Raw genomic sequence first — 15,920 nt, forward strand, 5'->3', positions numbered from 1 at the left:
GGCTGTCCGGTTCCTCTTCCTCAGAGCGGAGTCACGTAGGCGCCGGAGATCCCGCCGTCGACCAGAAACTGCGATGCCGTGATGAAGCTTGATTCGTCCGACGCCAAAAAGAGAACGGCGTTCGCGATCTCGTCCGGCTCGGCGAACCGTCCGGCCGGAATATGCACCAGCCGGCGAGCGGCTCGCTCCGGGTCCTTGGCGAACAACTCCTGCAGGAGTGGGGTATTCACCGGTCCGGGGCACAAGGCGTTCACCCGGATGCCATCGCGGGCGAACTGCACGCCAAGCTCCCGTGAGAGTGCAAGCACCCCGCCCTTGGAGGCGGTGTAGGAAATCTGCGACGTGGCCGCTCCCATTACGGCCACGAACGACGCGGTATTGATGATCGACCCGCTACCTTGTTCGAGCATGTACGGCAGAACCGCCTTGCAACACAAGTAGACCGACGTCAGATTCACCTCTTGCACGCGTCGCCAGGCGTCCAGCTCGGTGGTCAGAATCGAATCATCGTCCGGCGGAGAGATACCAGCGTTGTTGAAGGCGATGTCGATACCGCCATAGAGGTTCTTGGTGGTGGCGAACATGGCATCGACCTGTGCCTTGTCGGTGACGTCGACCTCCACGAAGCCGCCGTCGAGCTCGTCAGCGAGTCGCTCACCGTTGGCCTTGTCGATATCGCCGATGACGACCCGAGCGCCCTCTTCGGCGAACCGCCGGGCCGTCGCCAGACCAATACCGCTGCAACCGCCGGTGATGACCGCGACCTTGTTCTGTAACCGTGTTCCCATCGAAATATCCCTCGGTTTCCTCAGTCGTTGGCATAGAAGACGTTCTTGGTGTCGGTGAATGAATCGAGTGCATCCGGGCCCAGTTCCCTGCCGATGCCCGACTGTTTGAAACCACCGAACGGCGTCGAATACCGAACGGACGAGTGCGAGTTGACGCTTAGGTTTCCGGCTTCCACGCCGCGGCTCACCCGCAGCGCGCGGCCGAGATCTCTTGTCCAGATCGATCCGGACAGTCCGTACTCGGTGTCATTGGCCTTGGCGATGGCATCTGCCTCGTCGGTGAAGGGCAGCACCGATACGACGGGTCCGAATACCTCTTCGCGCCATACTCGATCCTGCGTCGACTTCGGCAACACGACCGTCGGCGGGTACCAGAACCCTGAACCTCTCGGGGCACTGCCACGAATGGCGACGTCGACAGAATCGCCTTCGACATATGATGAAACCGTGTCCCGCTGCTTCGCCGAGATCAGCGGGCCCATTTCGGCATCGTCCAGTTCCGGAGCGCTCACCTTGACGCCCAGTACCGCTGGCTCCAGCAGAGACAGGAATCGGTCGTACACACTCGACTCGACCAGAATCCTGCTGCGGGCACAGCAGTCCTGGCCAGCGTTGTCGAACACCCCGTACGGCGCCGTCGCTGCCGCCTTCTCGAGGTCGCTATCGGCGAAAACGATGTTGGCACTCTTGCCGCCGAGCTCGAGGGTTATCCGCTTGATCTGGTCGGCAGCTCCCCGCATTATCTGCTGCCCTACCGGCGTCGAACCGGTAAAACAGACCTTGCGTACCGCTGGATGCGTGACAAACCGGTTTCCGACGACGGAGCCCTTGCCTGGTATCACCGTGAAGACGCCTTCGGGCAAACCGGCCTCGATAGCCAGCTCGCCGAGCCTGATCGCAGTCAGCGGGGTCAGCTCGGCCGGTTTGAGCACCACCGTGTTGCCGGCGGCCAATGCCGGCGCGAAACCCCAGCCGGCAATGGGCATTGGAAAGTTCCAGGGCACGATCACCCCGACTACGCCGAGCGGCTCTTTGAACGTGACGTCGATTCCGCCCGCGACCGGGATCTGACGACCCGTCAGCCGTTCAGGGGCGGCTGAGTAGTAGTTCACAACGTCGCGGACGTTGCCGGCCTCCCAGCGCGCGTTTGCGATCGTGTGGCCCGAGTTTCGGACTTCAAGACCGGCCAGTTCGCTGAGGTTGGCATCGATCACGTCGGCGAACCGCCTGAGCAACCGTCCACGATCGGCGGGTGCCACCGTTCGCCAGGTCTCAAAGGCTTTTGCGGCCTGAGCGATCGCGGTATCGGTATCAACCTCCGAGGCGAGGCCGACGCGTGTCTCTATCGCCTCCGTTGCGGGATTGATGACGTCGTACTGCCCGCCACCCGTTAGTTGTAGCAACCCAATCTCCGTCCCCTGCTACCGAATCGTGTAACGGTCGGCATCACATCGATGCCGAGCGTTACACGATTCGCTGGCTGTTGATGTTTAGAGCCTTTCGAAGCCGCGATAGCGTTCCCAGTCGGTGACCGCGGCGTCAAAGGCGGCGAGCTCTACATCCGCATAATTGACATAATGATCGACCACATCCCGGCCGAAGAATTGCTCCGCCAGCGCCGATGCTGCGAACAGATCCCGAGCTTCGCGCAGCGTGGTCGGGACCCGCGGCTTGTCGCTGGCGTAGGCGTTGCCCTCGAAGGCCGGTTCGAGTTCGAGGCGCTCTTCGATGCCATGCAACCCGCTGGCCAGCATGCCGGCCATCGCCAGGTAGGGGTTCACATCACCCCCAGGGACCCGGTTCTCCAGCCGTAAACCCGGGCCATGACCGACCATCCGCATCGCGCAGGTGCGGTTGTCGTGACCCCAGGCCACCGAGGTCGGAGCGAACGAGCCGGGCTGGAATCTCTTGTACGAATTGATATTTGGCGCGTAGAGCAGGGTGAACTCACGCATCGTCAACAGGATCCCGGCGGCGAAGTGATCGAAGGTCCGGGTACCACCGGCGATGCCCGAGTCGCCACTCCCATCGTCGAACACGATCGTCCCGTCGGTACCGCGCAAGCTCATGTGGATATGGCAGGAATTGCCTTCGCGCTGGTCGTATTTGGCCATGAACGTCAGGGCTTTGCCATGCGAAGCCGCGATCTCCTTCGCGCCGGTCTTGTAGACCGAGTGATTGTCCGCGGTCCGCATTACCTCGTCATATTTGAACGCGATCTCGTGCTGGCCGAAGTTGCACTCGCCCTTCGCGGATTCAACGGTGAGGCCTGCGGTGTACATGTGATTGCGAATATCGCGCAGCAACGGTTCGACCTTGGTACCGCCCAGCACCGAGTAGTCGACGTTGTACCTGTTCGCGGGAGTCAGCTTCCGGTAGCCCGAATCCCACGCCGCCTCATAGGTATCGTCGAACAGGATGAATTCAAGCTCGGTGCCGGCGAGTGCCTCGTACCCGAGCTCGCGGGCGTGCTCGGTCACCGCCGCCAACACCTGCCGCGGTGCCGGACGCACCGGCCCGCGACCGTCCAGCCACGAGAGGTCACACTGGATCAGCGCCGTACCAGGTTGCCAACTCAGGCGGCGCAGGGTGCTCAGGTCCAGGTCGAACATGAAGTCGCCGTAGCCGGTCTCCCACGACGAGATCGCGTAACCGCCGACGGTGTTCATGTCCACGTCGACGGCAAGCAGATAGTTACAACCCTCAGTACCGTGCTCCAACACCGAATCGACAAAGAACTGGGCGTGAATCCGCTTGCCCTGCAGCCGACCTTGCATGTCCGTGAACGCGACCAGGACAGTATCGATCTGACCTTCGCCGATATCGATTCGCAGTTGTTCCTCTGTGTACAGGGTCATGTCGCTCCCGGGGTTGAGGGTCATCCGAGTAGTCCTCTGAGCAGTGCCGAGGTTGCGTCGCAATGTTCTTCCATTGCGGCTCGAGCGGCGACGGCGTCACCAGCCAAGACGGCGGCGACGATGGCCCGATGCTGCTCATGGGAATGGGCGATGTTTCGCGGCAACACCGGAATAGCGGCAAGCAGATCGTGCAAGACAGCTTGGGCGCGGGTTACCGCTTCGATGAGCATCGCCGACCCGCTGAGGGTGGCGATGGCCAGATGCAGCCGTGAATCCGCGATCCGGTGCGGGCCGCCGAGCGCAGCGTCGACGACTTCGGCCTCAGAAGCGACCAGCCACGCCCGCTGATCTGCCGACAGGTCGCGGGTCGCGGCCAGATAGGCGGCGCCGGGTTCGACAACGCGGCGAAAATCGAGCCCGTCACGAAGCCGCGGACCGCGGTATTTCAAGAACGCCGCGTGCTCGGCGCCTCGCTCCGATGCCGCATCGTTCGTGTCGAGCCCGGCGTACGTGACCACGGTTCCGCCGCCGCGACCGCGCCGCGTCTGCACCATCTCTGCGTCGCGAAGCGCCGCGATGGCCTCTCGTAGGTTCACCCGGCTCACACCGAGGCGAAGAGCCAGGTCGCGCTCGGCGGGCAACTGCTCGCCGGCGGTGAAGACGCCCAACCGAATAGCGGCCGCCAATCGCTCGACTGTGGACTCGAAGGCGTTCGTGTCGCTGGGTGGCCGAAGCACCGCATCCGGGAGGCGCTGGCCCCGCAGCTGGGCTTCGGTCATCTATAAGTCTCCGCTCGGAACCTTTACGGTCAAGCACCTCTGGATTGCGTGAGTCTATTTCTCGTCAATCATCGAGTCAATGGTTCGATTTCATACCAATAGCTGCTCCGAAAGGAGAAGTACCGAACGTAGCGCGCGATTGCTAACGTGTGCACATGACCGAGAAGAACTACGGACGCATTCCGGATCGAGTTGCGTGGGACTTACCACTAACCACGATGACGTCCCTCAAAGATCCTTTCCAGGTCTTCTCCGGCGCCGACGTTGATCCGACGACGAAGGCAGTTGCGTTGGCTAGAACGGAAAATCTGGGCGTCTACCTACGGCGGTTTCGCGAGGGAGGCGGCGAGAACGGTCTGCACTCTCACGACACTGACGGAATTTGGCTGGTGCTCGAGGGCGCGGTCACGTTTCACGGCGAGGACGATCGGCTGATCGCAGAGCTGGCGCCTGATGAAGGCGTGCTCGTTCCGCGGGACGTCTCGTACCGCTTCTTGTGCACCAAAGACTCGGTGCTACTTCGTTTCGGTGGCGAGCCGCCGGCGAAACGAACGGCCGACTCAGTCAGCTGAACGCAGGGACCCCCCGCGTACCCGCCAGAGCCTGCTTATCCTTGCTGCCTTCCGGCCCTGGGGAGGTTCACAGGTTGAGCGCCACGCGAGGGGTCTGCGAAGAGTCTACGGGAGGCGGGACGGTGCCGCGGTCACGGCAGTGAGGTCACTGCCCCAGCCGCCGCCGCTGTTCAGGTTCGAGACCGTGTTCCAGCCCCTGCCCCAGGCCGCGAGCGCCATCGCCTAGCTCAGCTGCCAGCCCCGCGGTCAAACCGCCCGATGTCGGACGACTTGGCTGAAATGCATTGCGAAATGCTCCGATCAAACCGATCAGCCAGACGGTTCCGATCAGATAAGCGCCGATGACATCGGAGAAGTAGTGCACTCCGAGTGCGATTCGCGAGAAGCCGATCGCAAGCACCATGACGGCCGCGAGAACCACCGCACGCGGGCGCCAGGCCTTGGAGAGCACCGGCAGGAACACCATGAGCAGAATGCCGTAACCCACAATCGCGGCCTGGGCATGACCGCTCGGGAAGGACTTGCCGGCGGCCATGGCAACCGGATCGTGCAATACCGGTCGGGTTCGATCGACGAGCGACTTGATGAGTCCGTTGAGTAGAGAACTTCCGATGCCCCCAACGGCTACGAACATCGCCAGCCACCACAGCCGGCGGTACAACAGCCAACCGAAGCTGGCGCCGAGAATCACCCACCATGCCAACGGGGACCCGATGAAGCTGATCACCTTCATCGCGTCCGTCCAGCCAGGGTGGGAGATCGCGAAATTGTGAAAGTCATTTGCTGTATTGCGATCGAGGCGGAGCACGGGGGCAGACGCTGTCGCGACCAGGGCGGCCAGTGCCGCGAACAGGACAGCGGCGACCAGCGCCACCACGAACGCGAGCGCTACCCCGCGACCGAATCGGCGAGCGGCCTGCGGCTGAACAGGCTCGGCGTGCCCGGCGGGCAAGTCTTCGGTCATCTGCCCACATGTACACCGCTCGAGCGCGAACCGCCTCCCCAGCCCCGCTGTTGCACGCAGGCTGAGCGGGCGATCACTCAGGGACGCACAGCAGGACGGCGCCGGGAAGTACCTGAACGTCCATCTGCCGAACAGTGCCTGCGAAGTCACCGTCGTACTCGACCGGAACGTCTCGGTCTGCGCGCACTGAAACGTGTACGCCACGAACAATATCGGCCTGTTCGCCCGAGTCGGGTGACCCGCGCAGCAATCGCCAGAGCAGGACGGGCCAATCTCGAAGACGACGAGGGCGCAGCACGAGCACGTCAGCCAGGCCGTCGTCGGGCTTGGCGTCGGGCAGAATCGCGACATCGCCCTGTACCCGTCCGACGTTTCCGATCAGCACACCGACAGCCCTGCGCCGCAGAACGGGTTGCTCGTCCACCCTGAGTTCGAACCACACCCGGGGCGAGCGTGTCGCGCGCACCAACCCGCCGAGATAGGCCAGCCAACCGATCTTGGCCTTCAGGCCATCGCTGGTGTCGCGGATCAGCGCGGCGTCGAAACCTAGTCCCGCCATGACGACGAAACTTCGGTCTCCAGCTTTGAGAACATCCAGCTCGGTCCGGCCGGCGCCGAACGCCACGTCGAGCGCGGGGGTGAGGTTCAAGGGCAGAGCGAGGTTGCGAGCGAGCAGGTTGCCGGTACCCATTGGCACGATCGCGAGTGCGACTGTCGACCGCGCCTCGGCCAGCGCGCCCGCGCAGGCCGCTACGGTGCCATCGCCACCGCAACACACGATTAGTTCGGCACCGTCCGCCAGTGCACTGGCCACCATTCCAGCGCCCGGATCGACGCTGGTCGTCTCCAGCCAGAGCGGCTCGCCGTGACCGGCGGCGATCGACCTCTCGGCGATCGCAGATTTCAGGGCCCCCAACTCGTCAACCTTCGTGGGATTGAAGACCACCGCGATGCTGTTCACTGAGAGCCCTCAGCGGTTTCGAAGGATGACGGCGCGGGTGATCAGCAACCAGCAGAGGGCGAACAGGGCAGCGGCCAGCACATCGGTCGGATAATGCATGCCGCGGTACAGCCGGGAAAGGGTCACGCCGACCGGCATCAGGATGGCCAGCGCGAGCAGGGTCCACCGAAGCCAGGCCCAGGCGCCAACGCTGAAGGCAATGACCGCAACCGAGGCGTACAAGGTGACTGCCGCGGCGGTATGACCGGACGGAAAGCTCGACGTAGGCGGGGCGCTGTCGAGATGCGCAACGGTGGGCCTGGCGCGGTCAACCACGAGGGTGGTGCTGACGAAGATCGTCACCTCACCAATCAGGGTCACCGCGAGAAAGATCGATTCTCGCCAGCGTTTGAGAATCACCCTCAGCAAGATGAAGATCACGACGCCAGCAGTGATGACCGTGGCAGTCTCGGCGCCGAACGTCAGGTAGTGGGTGATGGTGTTCAAGGTGGGGTTGCGGTGGCCCGCGAAGCTACGATCCACCGACTGGTCCCAGCGCACGACCGCCGAGTCCTGCCAGCCATGAGTGAGCAGATGCCCCACTGCAAAAAGGACAAGCCAGATTGCGATGGCTGCCGCCGCCAGTTTCGGGACGGACGTCCTGAGTTCAACGCCGACGGTCGGCTGCCGCTTTTCCGCGAGCGCGCTCACACTCGCCGCCACCTTGCCTCGCAGTACCCATACAGGCCGAAAGCGATCAGTCCGGCGGCCGCAGCGCCGACCCACCAATGCCCGTATGGCGAATCGGCCAGCTTGCGCAGCGCCCCGTCCAGGCCGCGGGCCTGCTGGGGGTCGTAGTCCCAGGCGGCTTTGACGACGAGAAAGCCCGTCAGCGCAAAGACCAATCCGCGCGCCGTCGTCCCGACGGTACCCAAGATCCACACCACTCGACGAGCCGGCGGCCGCAAATCAGACAGCGCGAAATACTTCTTGAACTTTCGCTGTACGCCCTCGACGACCAGCACCGCCCCGATGACGATGACCACGACTCCGGCGAGTCCCACCAGCCATCGCCCGGCCGGGTGTTGCAGGACCCGTGCGGTAAGCAATTGCTGCTGGGTGGCCTGACTCTCGACTCGCGAATGGGCGAGAACGTTGAACGCGGTCACAGCGAAGAAGGCGTAGATGCAACCCCTCGAGAACGATTGCAATCGGGGCAGGACCTTGTTCGGCTCACCCTTCACGCCGACGGCTGCCTCGGTGAACCGCCAGACGGCGTAGCCCGCCAGCCCCACGCCGAGCACGAAGAGCAGGACGAAGCCGCCGGTGTGCCTGGCGACCTCCTGCATAGCGCCGCGCTGATCCGCCTCTGGGGGGCGTTGGCCGAGCGCCAGCAGCAGCGCGAAAACACCGATCAAGAGGTAGATCGTGGCCCGCGAGGCCAGGCCGAGGCGTCCCAGGCCCTTGACCCCGTCGCTCTGCGCAACTTCGCGTGCCGATTCCTCCAGCGAACTTGGATCCGAATCCTGCTGGGTTGAATCCTGCTGGGTTGAATCCGGCTGGGTTGAATCCTGCTGGGTCGAGTCCTGCTGGGTTGAATCCCGTTGGGTTGAATCCCGTTGGGCCGAATCCCGTGCAGCCGAGCCTCGGGCACTCATGAACGTCCTCCCCCAGTGGTCTGCCAGAGTAAAACAGACTTGCGGCGCGATGACACGCCTATCAGCCGCACCGAGCGTGCGGCTCGGCCGACCCGCGGTTCAGCTCAATCCACCCGAGCCCGTATTCTCTTCGACGGAGGATTCGCATAGTGGCCTAGTGCGCACGCTTGGAAAGCGTGTTGGGGGAAACCCCTCAGGGGTTCGAATCCCCTATCCTCCGCCAAATGTAATATTTCGGACATCGATCGTCGAGCTCCGATGATCAAATTGCATGCTTGTCACTCCTGCGTCATACCGCCGTCACACCTGCCAGCTTCACTGGTCCTCAGCATCACCTGGACGCTGGCAGGAGGCGGACACCTTGACCACACTGACCTTTGAATATTCATCTGTGCACGGGGCGCTGGCAGCCGCGTACACGTGCGGCGCGCTGGCCGCCGAGTTCGGACCCGAGCACGTACGGGTGTCACTCGCCCTCGACGCCGAAGAGCGGGGTGACGTCGTCCCCTTGCTGGCCGAAATCCCCATGGCTCATGCGGAGCGGTATCGCTACGACACCCGGTTACTTGGCGTCGTGCACGACGGAGACGGCCCCGCCTGGGCCTTACTTACCTCGCACGTCAACCTTGCGCGCAAAAGCCCGCTACTTGTCAGAGCGCTCAGTGCCGTCCTACAGGCCCGTCCGCATCGCTGCCCGGTACTTGATTCCTCGATTCAGGAAAGCTATTCGAGCTGGGCAGCGGACTTTCCGCTCCGGGCCGCGCACATCCTCGTGACAGAAGACTTCGTGGTCGGCTCACTTCCGCTAGCCGCGTAATCCGCTAGGCGACCCTTTGGCGTGGACAGAATGACCATTCAACGCAATAGGCACGGGTGAATGTGCGCAGCGTTGCGACCGTCACGCAGATACATCTCAGGCGCCAGACTTGCAGGCCGCAATATCTTGTGCAGCATCATCCGATCGGGTTGGGTCGCCGGGAATGCGACGACAAACTTGGGCACTAATCCGCACCGGGTTCGTATTCGTTATCTGATCGGTCAGGCTTACTGTCGGAGAGCCGTTGACTATTGAGCGGCCTTAAATGCCTCCGAAATTGATGCCGGAATGCGCCCCCGGTCGGAGACATCGTGCCCGTTCGCCCGAGCCCAATCCCGAATCGCCTGAAGCTTGGCTTTCTTTGCCGCCCGTGCGGCAGCAGACGCGTTACGCCTCGCTGGTCGTCGGTCCGCTCCGGAGGGACGTGCCACTGCCACATAAGGCTTGATGACCTTTTCGAAGCTGCTGATGTTCTTCTTGCTCAGATCGATTTCGTAACTTCGACCCTCCCAGGAAAACGCGATGGTGCGGTCGGCTGCACCCCCATCGAGGTCATCGACGAGTCGAGTGACGGTTTCGGTAGCCACGGTTCCCCTTAAATTACTTTGTTTAGCCAATAGCTGATGCGGCCAACATCATACCAATTGGTTGGCCCCCCCGATGGTGAATAGACCGATCCAAATCAACGTCGAAGCGATGCGTACTCGGTCGTTGCTTTTCACTACTCAGGCTGTTCGCTCAGCTGCAATCGGGGTGCCCCCGGCTAGGCGCCATTCGGACCGCCGTCAGGCGCCAGACGCACCGGGCGACAACGCACGGCTGTACACCCGTCCGCGCGGCCGACGCAGATATGTCGGATAGCCATCGAGGCTCACTTCCGGCGTTCGTCACCTTCGAACCCGACCGGTTGTTCACGATTTGGTTACGTTGCAGAAATGATCAAGAAACCCTTGCGACCGATCGCGCTTGGTGGTGAACTGGGTCACGCGTACGTCTGGATCACCGAGCCGCTAGGGCCGAGGCGCCGCTTCGTGAGAAGCAACGTCCCGGCATGCCCCACTAGACAGCAGTTGGGACGACTGGCGGCAGAGACGTGTCTGCTGGCAGGAGGCATTTGGTCATGCGGCAACAGTCAAGGCACAGGCGACAAGGGCGGCGTAGGCGTAAAAGCGCCGCCATTCTGGCGATTGCCGCAGCCGCTACCGCACTACTCAGTGCCTGCAGCAGCTCGAGTGGCAATACAGCCAGCCTGACCTGGTATATCAACCCCGACAACGGCGGACAGGCGACGCTCGCCAAAGAGTGCTCGGCCGAGTCCAACGGCACATTCAAGATCTCGACCCAGATATTGCCCAACGACGCAAGTCAGCAACGGCAGCAACTGGTCACCAGACTCGCCGCAAAGGACAGTTCGATCGACCTGATGAGCATCGATCCGGTGTTCGTTGCGGAATTTGCCGAGGCGGGCTTCCTGGCGCCGATCCCGACGGCTGACGACGCCCAGTTCACCAAGGACATTGTCGAACCGGCCGTGCAGGCCGCTACCTGGAACGGAAAGCTCGTCGCGGCGCCGTTCTGGGCCAACACCCAGTTGCTCTGGTATCGCAAATCCATCGCGCAGGCCCAGGGCTTGGACATGAGCAAGCCCGTGACCTGGGACCAGATCATCAACGCAGCCAAGAAGGCCGGCAAGACGGTAGGCGTGCAGGCAGACCTCTATGAGGGGTACACCGTCTGGATCAACGCCCTCATCTCCGGAGCTGGTGGGACGATCGTGGAGAACCCCGGTGCCCAGGCCAACGACATCAAGCTCGGACTAGACACCCCCGCTGGCAGAGATGCGGCCACCATCATCGCGCAGCTGTCCAAGGCCGGCGTCGGGGGCCCCGCCCTGTCGACGAACGAAGAAACCCAATCGCTGGACTTGTTCTCGACCGAGTCGACCAGCGGATTCCTGGTGAATTGGCCCTACACCTACTCCCAGCTGACCACCGTCTCCAAGCCCCCATATCTCAACGACATCGGCTGGACGACTTACCCGGAGACCATAGCCGGGCAAGACTCCAAGCCGCCCTTCGGTGGCATCGAGGTAGCGGTGGGTGCCTACAGCAAACACCAGGCGGCTGCGATTGCGGCCACTCAATGCATCACGAGTCAAGCCAAGCAGACCGAGTACATGCTGAATTCAGGCAACCCTGCGGCGAACAAGACCGTGTTCGACGATCCAGCTATCCAGAAGCAGTATCCGAATGGCTTGGCAGCCCTCATTCGTCAATCATTGGAGGCCTCGGCGCCGCGGCCGCAGACGCAGTACTACGGGGATCTGTCCACCGCACTGCAGAAGTCCTTCAGCCCGCCGAATTCGGTCAATGACGCCACGCCGAACAAGGCCTCCACCTACATCACGCAGGTCCTGAAGGGAGACAAACTCCTGTGAGCTCGACACTGGAAGTCCCTGCTGCTGTCGGCATAACTGAGCCGAAACCGAAATCGAAGGCACCGCTTACCGATCGGGCGCGCGCCGAGCGTGCGCTCGGCTGGCGGCTGGCCGCGCCGGCCTGGATCATCATGCTGCTGGTCACGGCTTATCCCATCGCCGACGCCCTCTACCTGTCGCTTTACAACTACCGGCTCACCGACCCGAACGGTCGTTCGTTTATCGGCCTGAAGAACTACAAGGTCATTCTCACCGACAGCCTGTGGTGGAGTGCGGTTCAGGTGACCGTGATCCTGATGGTCGTTACCGTCGTCATCGAGTTCTTCCTCGGTATGGCGCTGGCAATGGTGATGAACAAGATCGTCATACCACGCAAGACCTTGCGGACGGTCGTGCTGATTCCCTACTCGATCATCACCGTGGTATCGGCCTTCGGCTGGCAGTACGCATTCCAGCCGAGTACCGGTTTTATCAACCATTGGCTGCACTTTCTCACCTTCGGCTGGTTCGGCAGTCAGTACGACTGGTTCGGTAGTCACGTCCCAGCGATGATTGCGATCAGCGTCTCCGAAATCTGGAAGACAACACCCTTCATGTCGCTGCTACTACTGGCCGGGCTGGCTCAAGTGCCCGGCGAGCTCACCGAGGCCGCAGAGGTAGACGGAGCGACCTTCTGGGAACGGCTTCGCAAGGTCACGTTGCCGTCCATGAAGGGCGCCATCATGGTCGCGTTGCTGTTCCGGTCTCTGGATGCGTTCCGGATCTTCGACAACATCTACATCATGACCAAGGGCTCCCAGAACACCGAGTCCGTTGCATTCCTGGCCTACAACCAAACATTGACTCGAAGCGAAATCGGCCTCGGCTCGGCGATATCGATCCTGCTGTTTCTCGCAGTAGCCCTGATCGCCTTTGTTTTCATCAAGGTCTTCCGAACCGATCTCTCAAGTATGCGAGGTGAATGAGCATGGCTGCCGACATCTCGAGCAAGGCCAAAACCTGGCTTGGCATCGCATCCATCCCGATCATCCTGTACACGCTCCTACCGATCGGCTGGATTCTGTCGCTGTCGCTGAAACCGGACGCGAATCTGTCCGACGGGAAGTACTTTCCGGTAAGCCCGGACTTCCACAACTACCGGTTGATACTCACCGGCTCGGCCCACAGCTTGTTCGTGCCAGCGCTGCGAAACTCGATCGGGATCTGCCTGATCTCAACGTTCCTAGGTGTATTGCTTGCGACAACCTGCGCCTACGCGATCGCCCGACTTGAATTTCCGGGCAAGAAGCTGATCTTGACCAGCGCGCTCGCAGTTGCGGTCTTTCCCGTGATCAGCATCGTGACGCCGCTGTTCAACTTGTGGCGCAACATCGGCCTCTACAACACCTGGCCAGGGCTGATCATCCCTTATCTGTCCCTGACTCTGCCGCTTGCCATCTGGACATTGTCAGCGTTCTTCCGGCAGATCCCGTGGGAGATGGAACAAGCAGCCCAGGTAGATGGTGCGACCACGTGGCAAGCCTTCCGTAAGGTGGTCGTGCCGCTGGCAGCGCCGGGCGTTTTCACGACGGCGATCATCACGTTCTTCACGGTGTGGAACGACTTCGTCTATTCGTCATCACTCACCTCGACGAGTAGGGCGCAGACCGTCCCCGCAGCGTTGGCAAACTTCACCGGTGCGTCGCAGTTCGTTCAACCAACCGGTGCTATTTCTGCTGCGGCTGTCATCGTGACAATTCCGGTTGTCCTGCTCGTGTTGGTATTCCAGAAACGAATCGTGTCCGGGTTGACCGCAGGCGCGGTCAAAGGCTAAGGAGCAGGCTCAGCGATGGCAACTATTGAACTCAAGCACATCACGAAGGAATACGGCGACGGCTTCGCCGCCGTCACCGACGTCAACCTTACGGTCGCCGAAGGCGAACTGCTCATCCTGGTCGGACCATCAGGTAGCGGCAAATCCACCGTGCTGCGCATGATCGTCGGCCTGGAGGACATCACCAGCGGAGACCTGCTCATCGCCGGTGAGAGAGTGAATGAGAAGGCGCCGCGCGATCGAAACCTCGCCATGGTATTTCAGAACTACGCGCTATATCCCCACTTGACCGTCTACGAGAACATCGCGTTCCCGCTGCGGCTGCACAAGAACAAGCACAGCGAGCAAGACGTGGACCGGCTGGTCAACGAGGTCGCCGATGTGCTCGAACTTCAGGAGCACCTGCAACGCAAGCCGGCCAATCTCTCCGGTGGCCAACGCCAGCGGGTTGCGATGGGACGAGCAATCATTCGCCAGGCCAACGCGTTTCTCTTCGACGAGCCGCTCTCCAACCTCGACGCAAAGCTGCGCGGCCAGATGCGGACCGAGATCTCGAGGTTGCAGCGACGGCTGGCCATCACCACCGTCTACGTGACCCATGACCAGACCGAGGCGATGACACTGGGCGACCGCGTCGCAGTGTTACGACGCGGCGTACTACAGCAGGTAGCGAGCCCGCGTGAGCTCTATGAACAGCCGATCAATCTCTTCGTCGCGGGGTTCATCGGCTCGCCTCCGATGAACTTCCTGCCCGCGACGATCTCCAACGGCCGACTTCAATTGCCTTTCGTCGAGGTTGACGCACCTGCCGCGATCAAAGAACGATTCGCCGAAGGCGAACTCGCGATCGTGGGCATCCGTCCGGAGAGCTTTGAAGATGTGAACTTGGTCGAGGAGACCCGGCGTTCCACGGGCGTCACGTTCACCGCACCGGTGGACGTCACCGAATGGCTGGGCAACGAAAAGTACGCTTACCTGCCATTCGAACCGCACCCGGAGGTTCAGAAGCAGCTGGCAGACCTCGATCGGGAGCTGGACGGCGAGGCGATGCGTACCCAGTTGGTCGCCAACCTCGACGGGGCGAGCAAGGTGCGTCAGGGTGAACAGGCTGAGCTCTGGTTCAGTCTTGGTTCAATGCATATCTTCGATCCGAAAACCGGCGACAACGTCACACGCGATGAGGCCAAGGCCAAGGAGATCGCGGAAGAATCAGAACAGGAACGGCTGCGGCAGCTGGAGAACAGCAAGCCGGTCGCGGCGCCTGCCTGACCCGAGGAGGTCCCCACAATATCGTCTCGCACACCGTAACTAGCAGACAGCACCCGGCGCCGGACCATATCGGACGGCGCCGAGTGCTGTCCGCGGTGGGAGTGGGCGGTCGGAGATGTTAGTTTCGACTGGTGTCAGAGGTACTGGCTGAGGCCGCGTGGCGGGCGTCCGAGCAAGCGCATCACGCTCGCATCGACGCGGCTACTGCCTCGCACCGGGAACGCGCTCAGCGCGCGAAGAAGCACCCGGTCGAGGACTTCATGTTCACCTACTACTCCTATCGGCCCGCACAGTTGCGCAGCTGGCACCCCGGCATCGGGATCAGGCTGGAGGGCGCCAGCGAACGATCCGCCTGGAAGAGCTACCACTACGACGGCACGGCGGCCTACGTCGATCCGGACGCGTTTCTCAGCCGCAAGAGCCAGCTACTCGCGTTCGCGTCCGAACTGCTTCACCAGACCGAACAGCGCCCGGCGCAGTTCGGCTGCTTCGGCCTGCACGAGTGGGCGATGGTCTACCGGCTGCAATCAGATGACCGGCGGCACCCCGAATGGCCGCTGCGTCTGGGTGCGACGGGAACGGATGCAGTCGTCGAGGCCCACCATTTGAAATGTACCCACATCGATGCGTACCGGTTCTTCACCCCGCCCGCCCGTCCGTTGAATCTACTTACGCCGCAACGAGAAACACAGACAGCCATGGAGCAACCCGGCTGCCTGCACGCGAACATGGACCTCTACAAGTGGGCTCACAAGCTTGCCCCGGCGGTTAGTAGCGACTTGATCGCAGACTGTTTCGAGCTGGCCCGGGATATCCGGGTACTCGACATGCGCGCCTCGCCATATGACCTGGCAGAGCTGGGTATCGCGCCGCTTACCATCGAGACAACCGACGGAAAGGCCGCGTATGCGCGCGCCCAACAGGCCTTTGCGCTGCGCGCCGCAACCCTCCGAAGCGAGCTGCTCGACGCATGCCAGCGCATTGCCGACCACAGCAGCGAATCGTTAGGCGCCGGCTAGAGCAGC

Annotated in this window: 16 protein-coding genes, 1 tRNA gene and 1 other RNA gene; 8 read left to right on the forward strand and 10 right to left on the reverse strand. The window is 62.2% G+C overall.

The genetic code is table 11. The features are described from left to right. Positions 1-20 precede the first annotated feature (20 nt). The 4 genes from ACSMXN_RS21560 to ACSMXN_RS21575 all read right to left on the reverse strand — a co-directional run bounded on the left by ACSMXN_RS21560 (position 21) and on the right by ACSMXN_RS21575 (position 4,425). Positions 21-788, reverse strand: a complete 768-nt coding sequence (locus tag ACSMXN_RS21560; protein WP_022914523.1) for a 3-oxoacyl-ACP reductase — start codon at positions 786-788, stop codon at positions 21-23. 20 nt (positions 789-808) lie between these two features. Continuing rightward, positions 809-2,191 (reverse strand): aldehyde dehydrogenase family protein, encoded by a 1,383-nt coding sequence (locus ACSMXN_RS21565; RefSeq protein ID WP_022914524.1) that lies wholly within the window; start codon positions 2,189-2,191, stop codon positions 809-811. A gap of 87 nt (positions 2,192-2,278) precedes the next feature. After that, a complete protein-coding gene (locus ACSMXN_RS21570) occupies positions 2,279-3,670 on the reverse strand; it encodes a glutamine synthetase family protein (RefSeq protein WP_022914525.1) in 1,392 nt (463 codons plus the stop codon). After that, positions 3,667-4,425, reverse strand: a complete 759-nt coding sequence (locus ACSMXN_RS21575) for an FCD domain-containing protein (RefSeq protein WP_022914526.1) — start codon at positions 4,423-4,425, stop codon at positions 3,667-3,669. Before ACSMXN_RS21575 ends, ACSMXN_RS21570 begins: the two co-directional genes overlap by 4 nt. A 155-nt stretch (positions 4,426-4,580) precedes the next feature. Here ACSMXN_RS21575 and ACSMXN_RS21580 point away from each other — a divergent pair, with 155 nt between their 5' ends. Further along, the gene (locus ACSMXN_RS21580) at positions 4,581-4,997 is read left to right on the forward strand and encodes a hypothetical protein (RefSeq protein ID WP_022914527.1); all 417 of its coding nucleotides are present in this window, start codon (positions 4,581-4,583) and stop codon (positions 4,995-4,997) included. A gap of 1 nt (position 4,998) precedes the next feature. On the opposite strand, the gene ffs is transcribed toward ACSMXN_RS21580, so the two are convergent. From ffs to ACSMXN_RS21605, 5 genes are all read right to left on the reverse strand, one after another. After that, an RNA gene (ffs, locus tag ACSMXN_RS21585) (signal recognition particle sRNA small type) lies at positions 4,999-5,095 on the reverse strand. A gap of 47 nt (positions 5,096-5,142) precedes the next feature. Beyond that, complete coding sequence (locus tag ACSMXN_RS21590; RefSeq protein WP_022914528.1) at positions 5,143-5,961, reverse strand: phosphatase PAP2 family protein; 819 nt, start codon at positions 5,959-5,961, stop codon at positions 5,143-5,145. Positions 5,962-6,034: 73 nt separating this feature from the next. Beyond that, positions 6,035-6,922 (reverse strand): diacylglycerol kinase family protein, encoded by an 888-nt coding sequence (locus ACSMXN_RS21595; RefSeq protein ID WP_022914529.1) that lies wholly within the window; start codon positions 6,920-6,922, stop codon positions 6,035-6,037. Positions 6,923-6,931: 9 nt separating this feature from the next. Then, entirely contained in the window at positions 6,932-7,612 is a 681-nt protein-coding gene (locus tag ACSMXN_RS21600) for a phosphatase PAP2 family protein (RefSeq protein ID WP_196811373.1), read from the reverse strand. Beyond that, positions 7,609-8,559 carry a DUF1206 domain-containing protein gene (locus ACSMXN_RS21605; protein ID WP_022914531.1) on the reverse strand — a complete coding sequence of 317 codons (951 nt, stop codon included), beginning with the start codon at positions 8,557-8,559 and terminating at the stop codon, positions 7,609-7,611. Before ACSMXN_RS21605 ends, ACSMXN_RS21600 begins: the two co-directional genes overlap by 4 nt. A 135-nt stretch (positions 8,560-8,694) precedes the next feature. On the opposite strand from ACSMXN_RS21605, the gene ACSMXN_RS21610 reads away from it, so the two are divergent. Further along, a tRNA-Ser gene (locus tag ACSMXN_RS21610) sits at positions 8,695-8,782 on the forward strand. 138 nt (positions 8,783-8,920) lie between these two features. Beyond that, a complete protein-coding gene (locus ACSMXN_RS21615; protein ID WP_155958474.1) occupies positions 8,921-9,376 on the forward strand; it encodes a hypothetical protein in 456 nt (151 codons plus the stop codon). A 248-nt stretch (positions 9,377-9,624) separates the two neighbouring features. On the opposite strand, the gene ACSMXN_RS21620 is transcribed toward ACSMXN_RS21615, so the two are convergent. After that, complete coding sequence (locus ACSMXN_RS21620) at positions 9,625-9,963, reverse strand: histone-like nucleoid-structuring protein Lsr2 (RefSeq protein WP_022914534.1); 339 nt, start codon at positions 9,961-9,963, stop codon at positions 9,625-9,627. Between the two features lie 533 nt (positions 9,964-10,496). On the opposite strand from ACSMXN_RS21620, the gene ACSMXN_RS21625 reads away from it, so the two are divergent. From ACSMXN_RS21625 to ACSMXN_RS21645, 5 genes are all read left to right on the forward strand, one after another. Then, positions 10,497-11,813, forward strand: a complete 1,317-nt coding sequence (locus tag ACSMXN_RS21625) for an extracellular solute-binding protein (RefSeq protein WP_022914535.1) — start codon at positions 10,497-10,499, stop codon at positions 11,811-11,813. After that, positions 11,810-12,778, forward strand: coding sequence for a carbohydrate ABC transporter permease (locus ACSMXN_RS21630; RefSeq protein WP_022914536.1), 969 nt, complete (start codon positions 11,810-11,812; stop codon positions 12,776-12,778). The genes ACSMXN_RS21625 and ACSMXN_RS21630 overlap by 4 nt, the downstream gene beginning before the upstream one ends. A gap of 2 nt (positions 12,779-12,780) precedes the next feature. Continuing rightward, positions 12,781-13,626, forward strand: coding sequence for a carbohydrate ABC transporter permease (locus ACSMXN_RS21635; protein WP_155958475.1), 846 nt, complete (start codon positions 12,781-12,783; stop codon positions 13,624-13,626). Positions 13,627-13,641: 15 nt separating this feature from the next. After that, positions 13,642-14,895: an ATP-binding cassette domain-containing protein gene (locus tag ACSMXN_RS21640; RefSeq protein WP_022914538.1), complete on the forward strand. Its 1,254-nt coding sequence runs from the start codon at positions 13,642-13,644 to the stop codon at positions 14,893-14,895. A gap of 131 nt (positions 14,896-15,026) precedes the next feature. After that, positions 15,027-15,914: a hypothetical protein gene (locus ACSMXN_RS21645; RefSeq protein ID WP_022914539.1), complete on the forward strand. Its 888-nt coding sequence runs from the start codon at positions 15,027-15,029 to the stop codon at positions 15,912-15,914. Positions 15,915-15,920: the final 6 nt, after the last annotated feature.

The organism is Parajatrophihabitans canadensis (assembly GCF_053764775.1).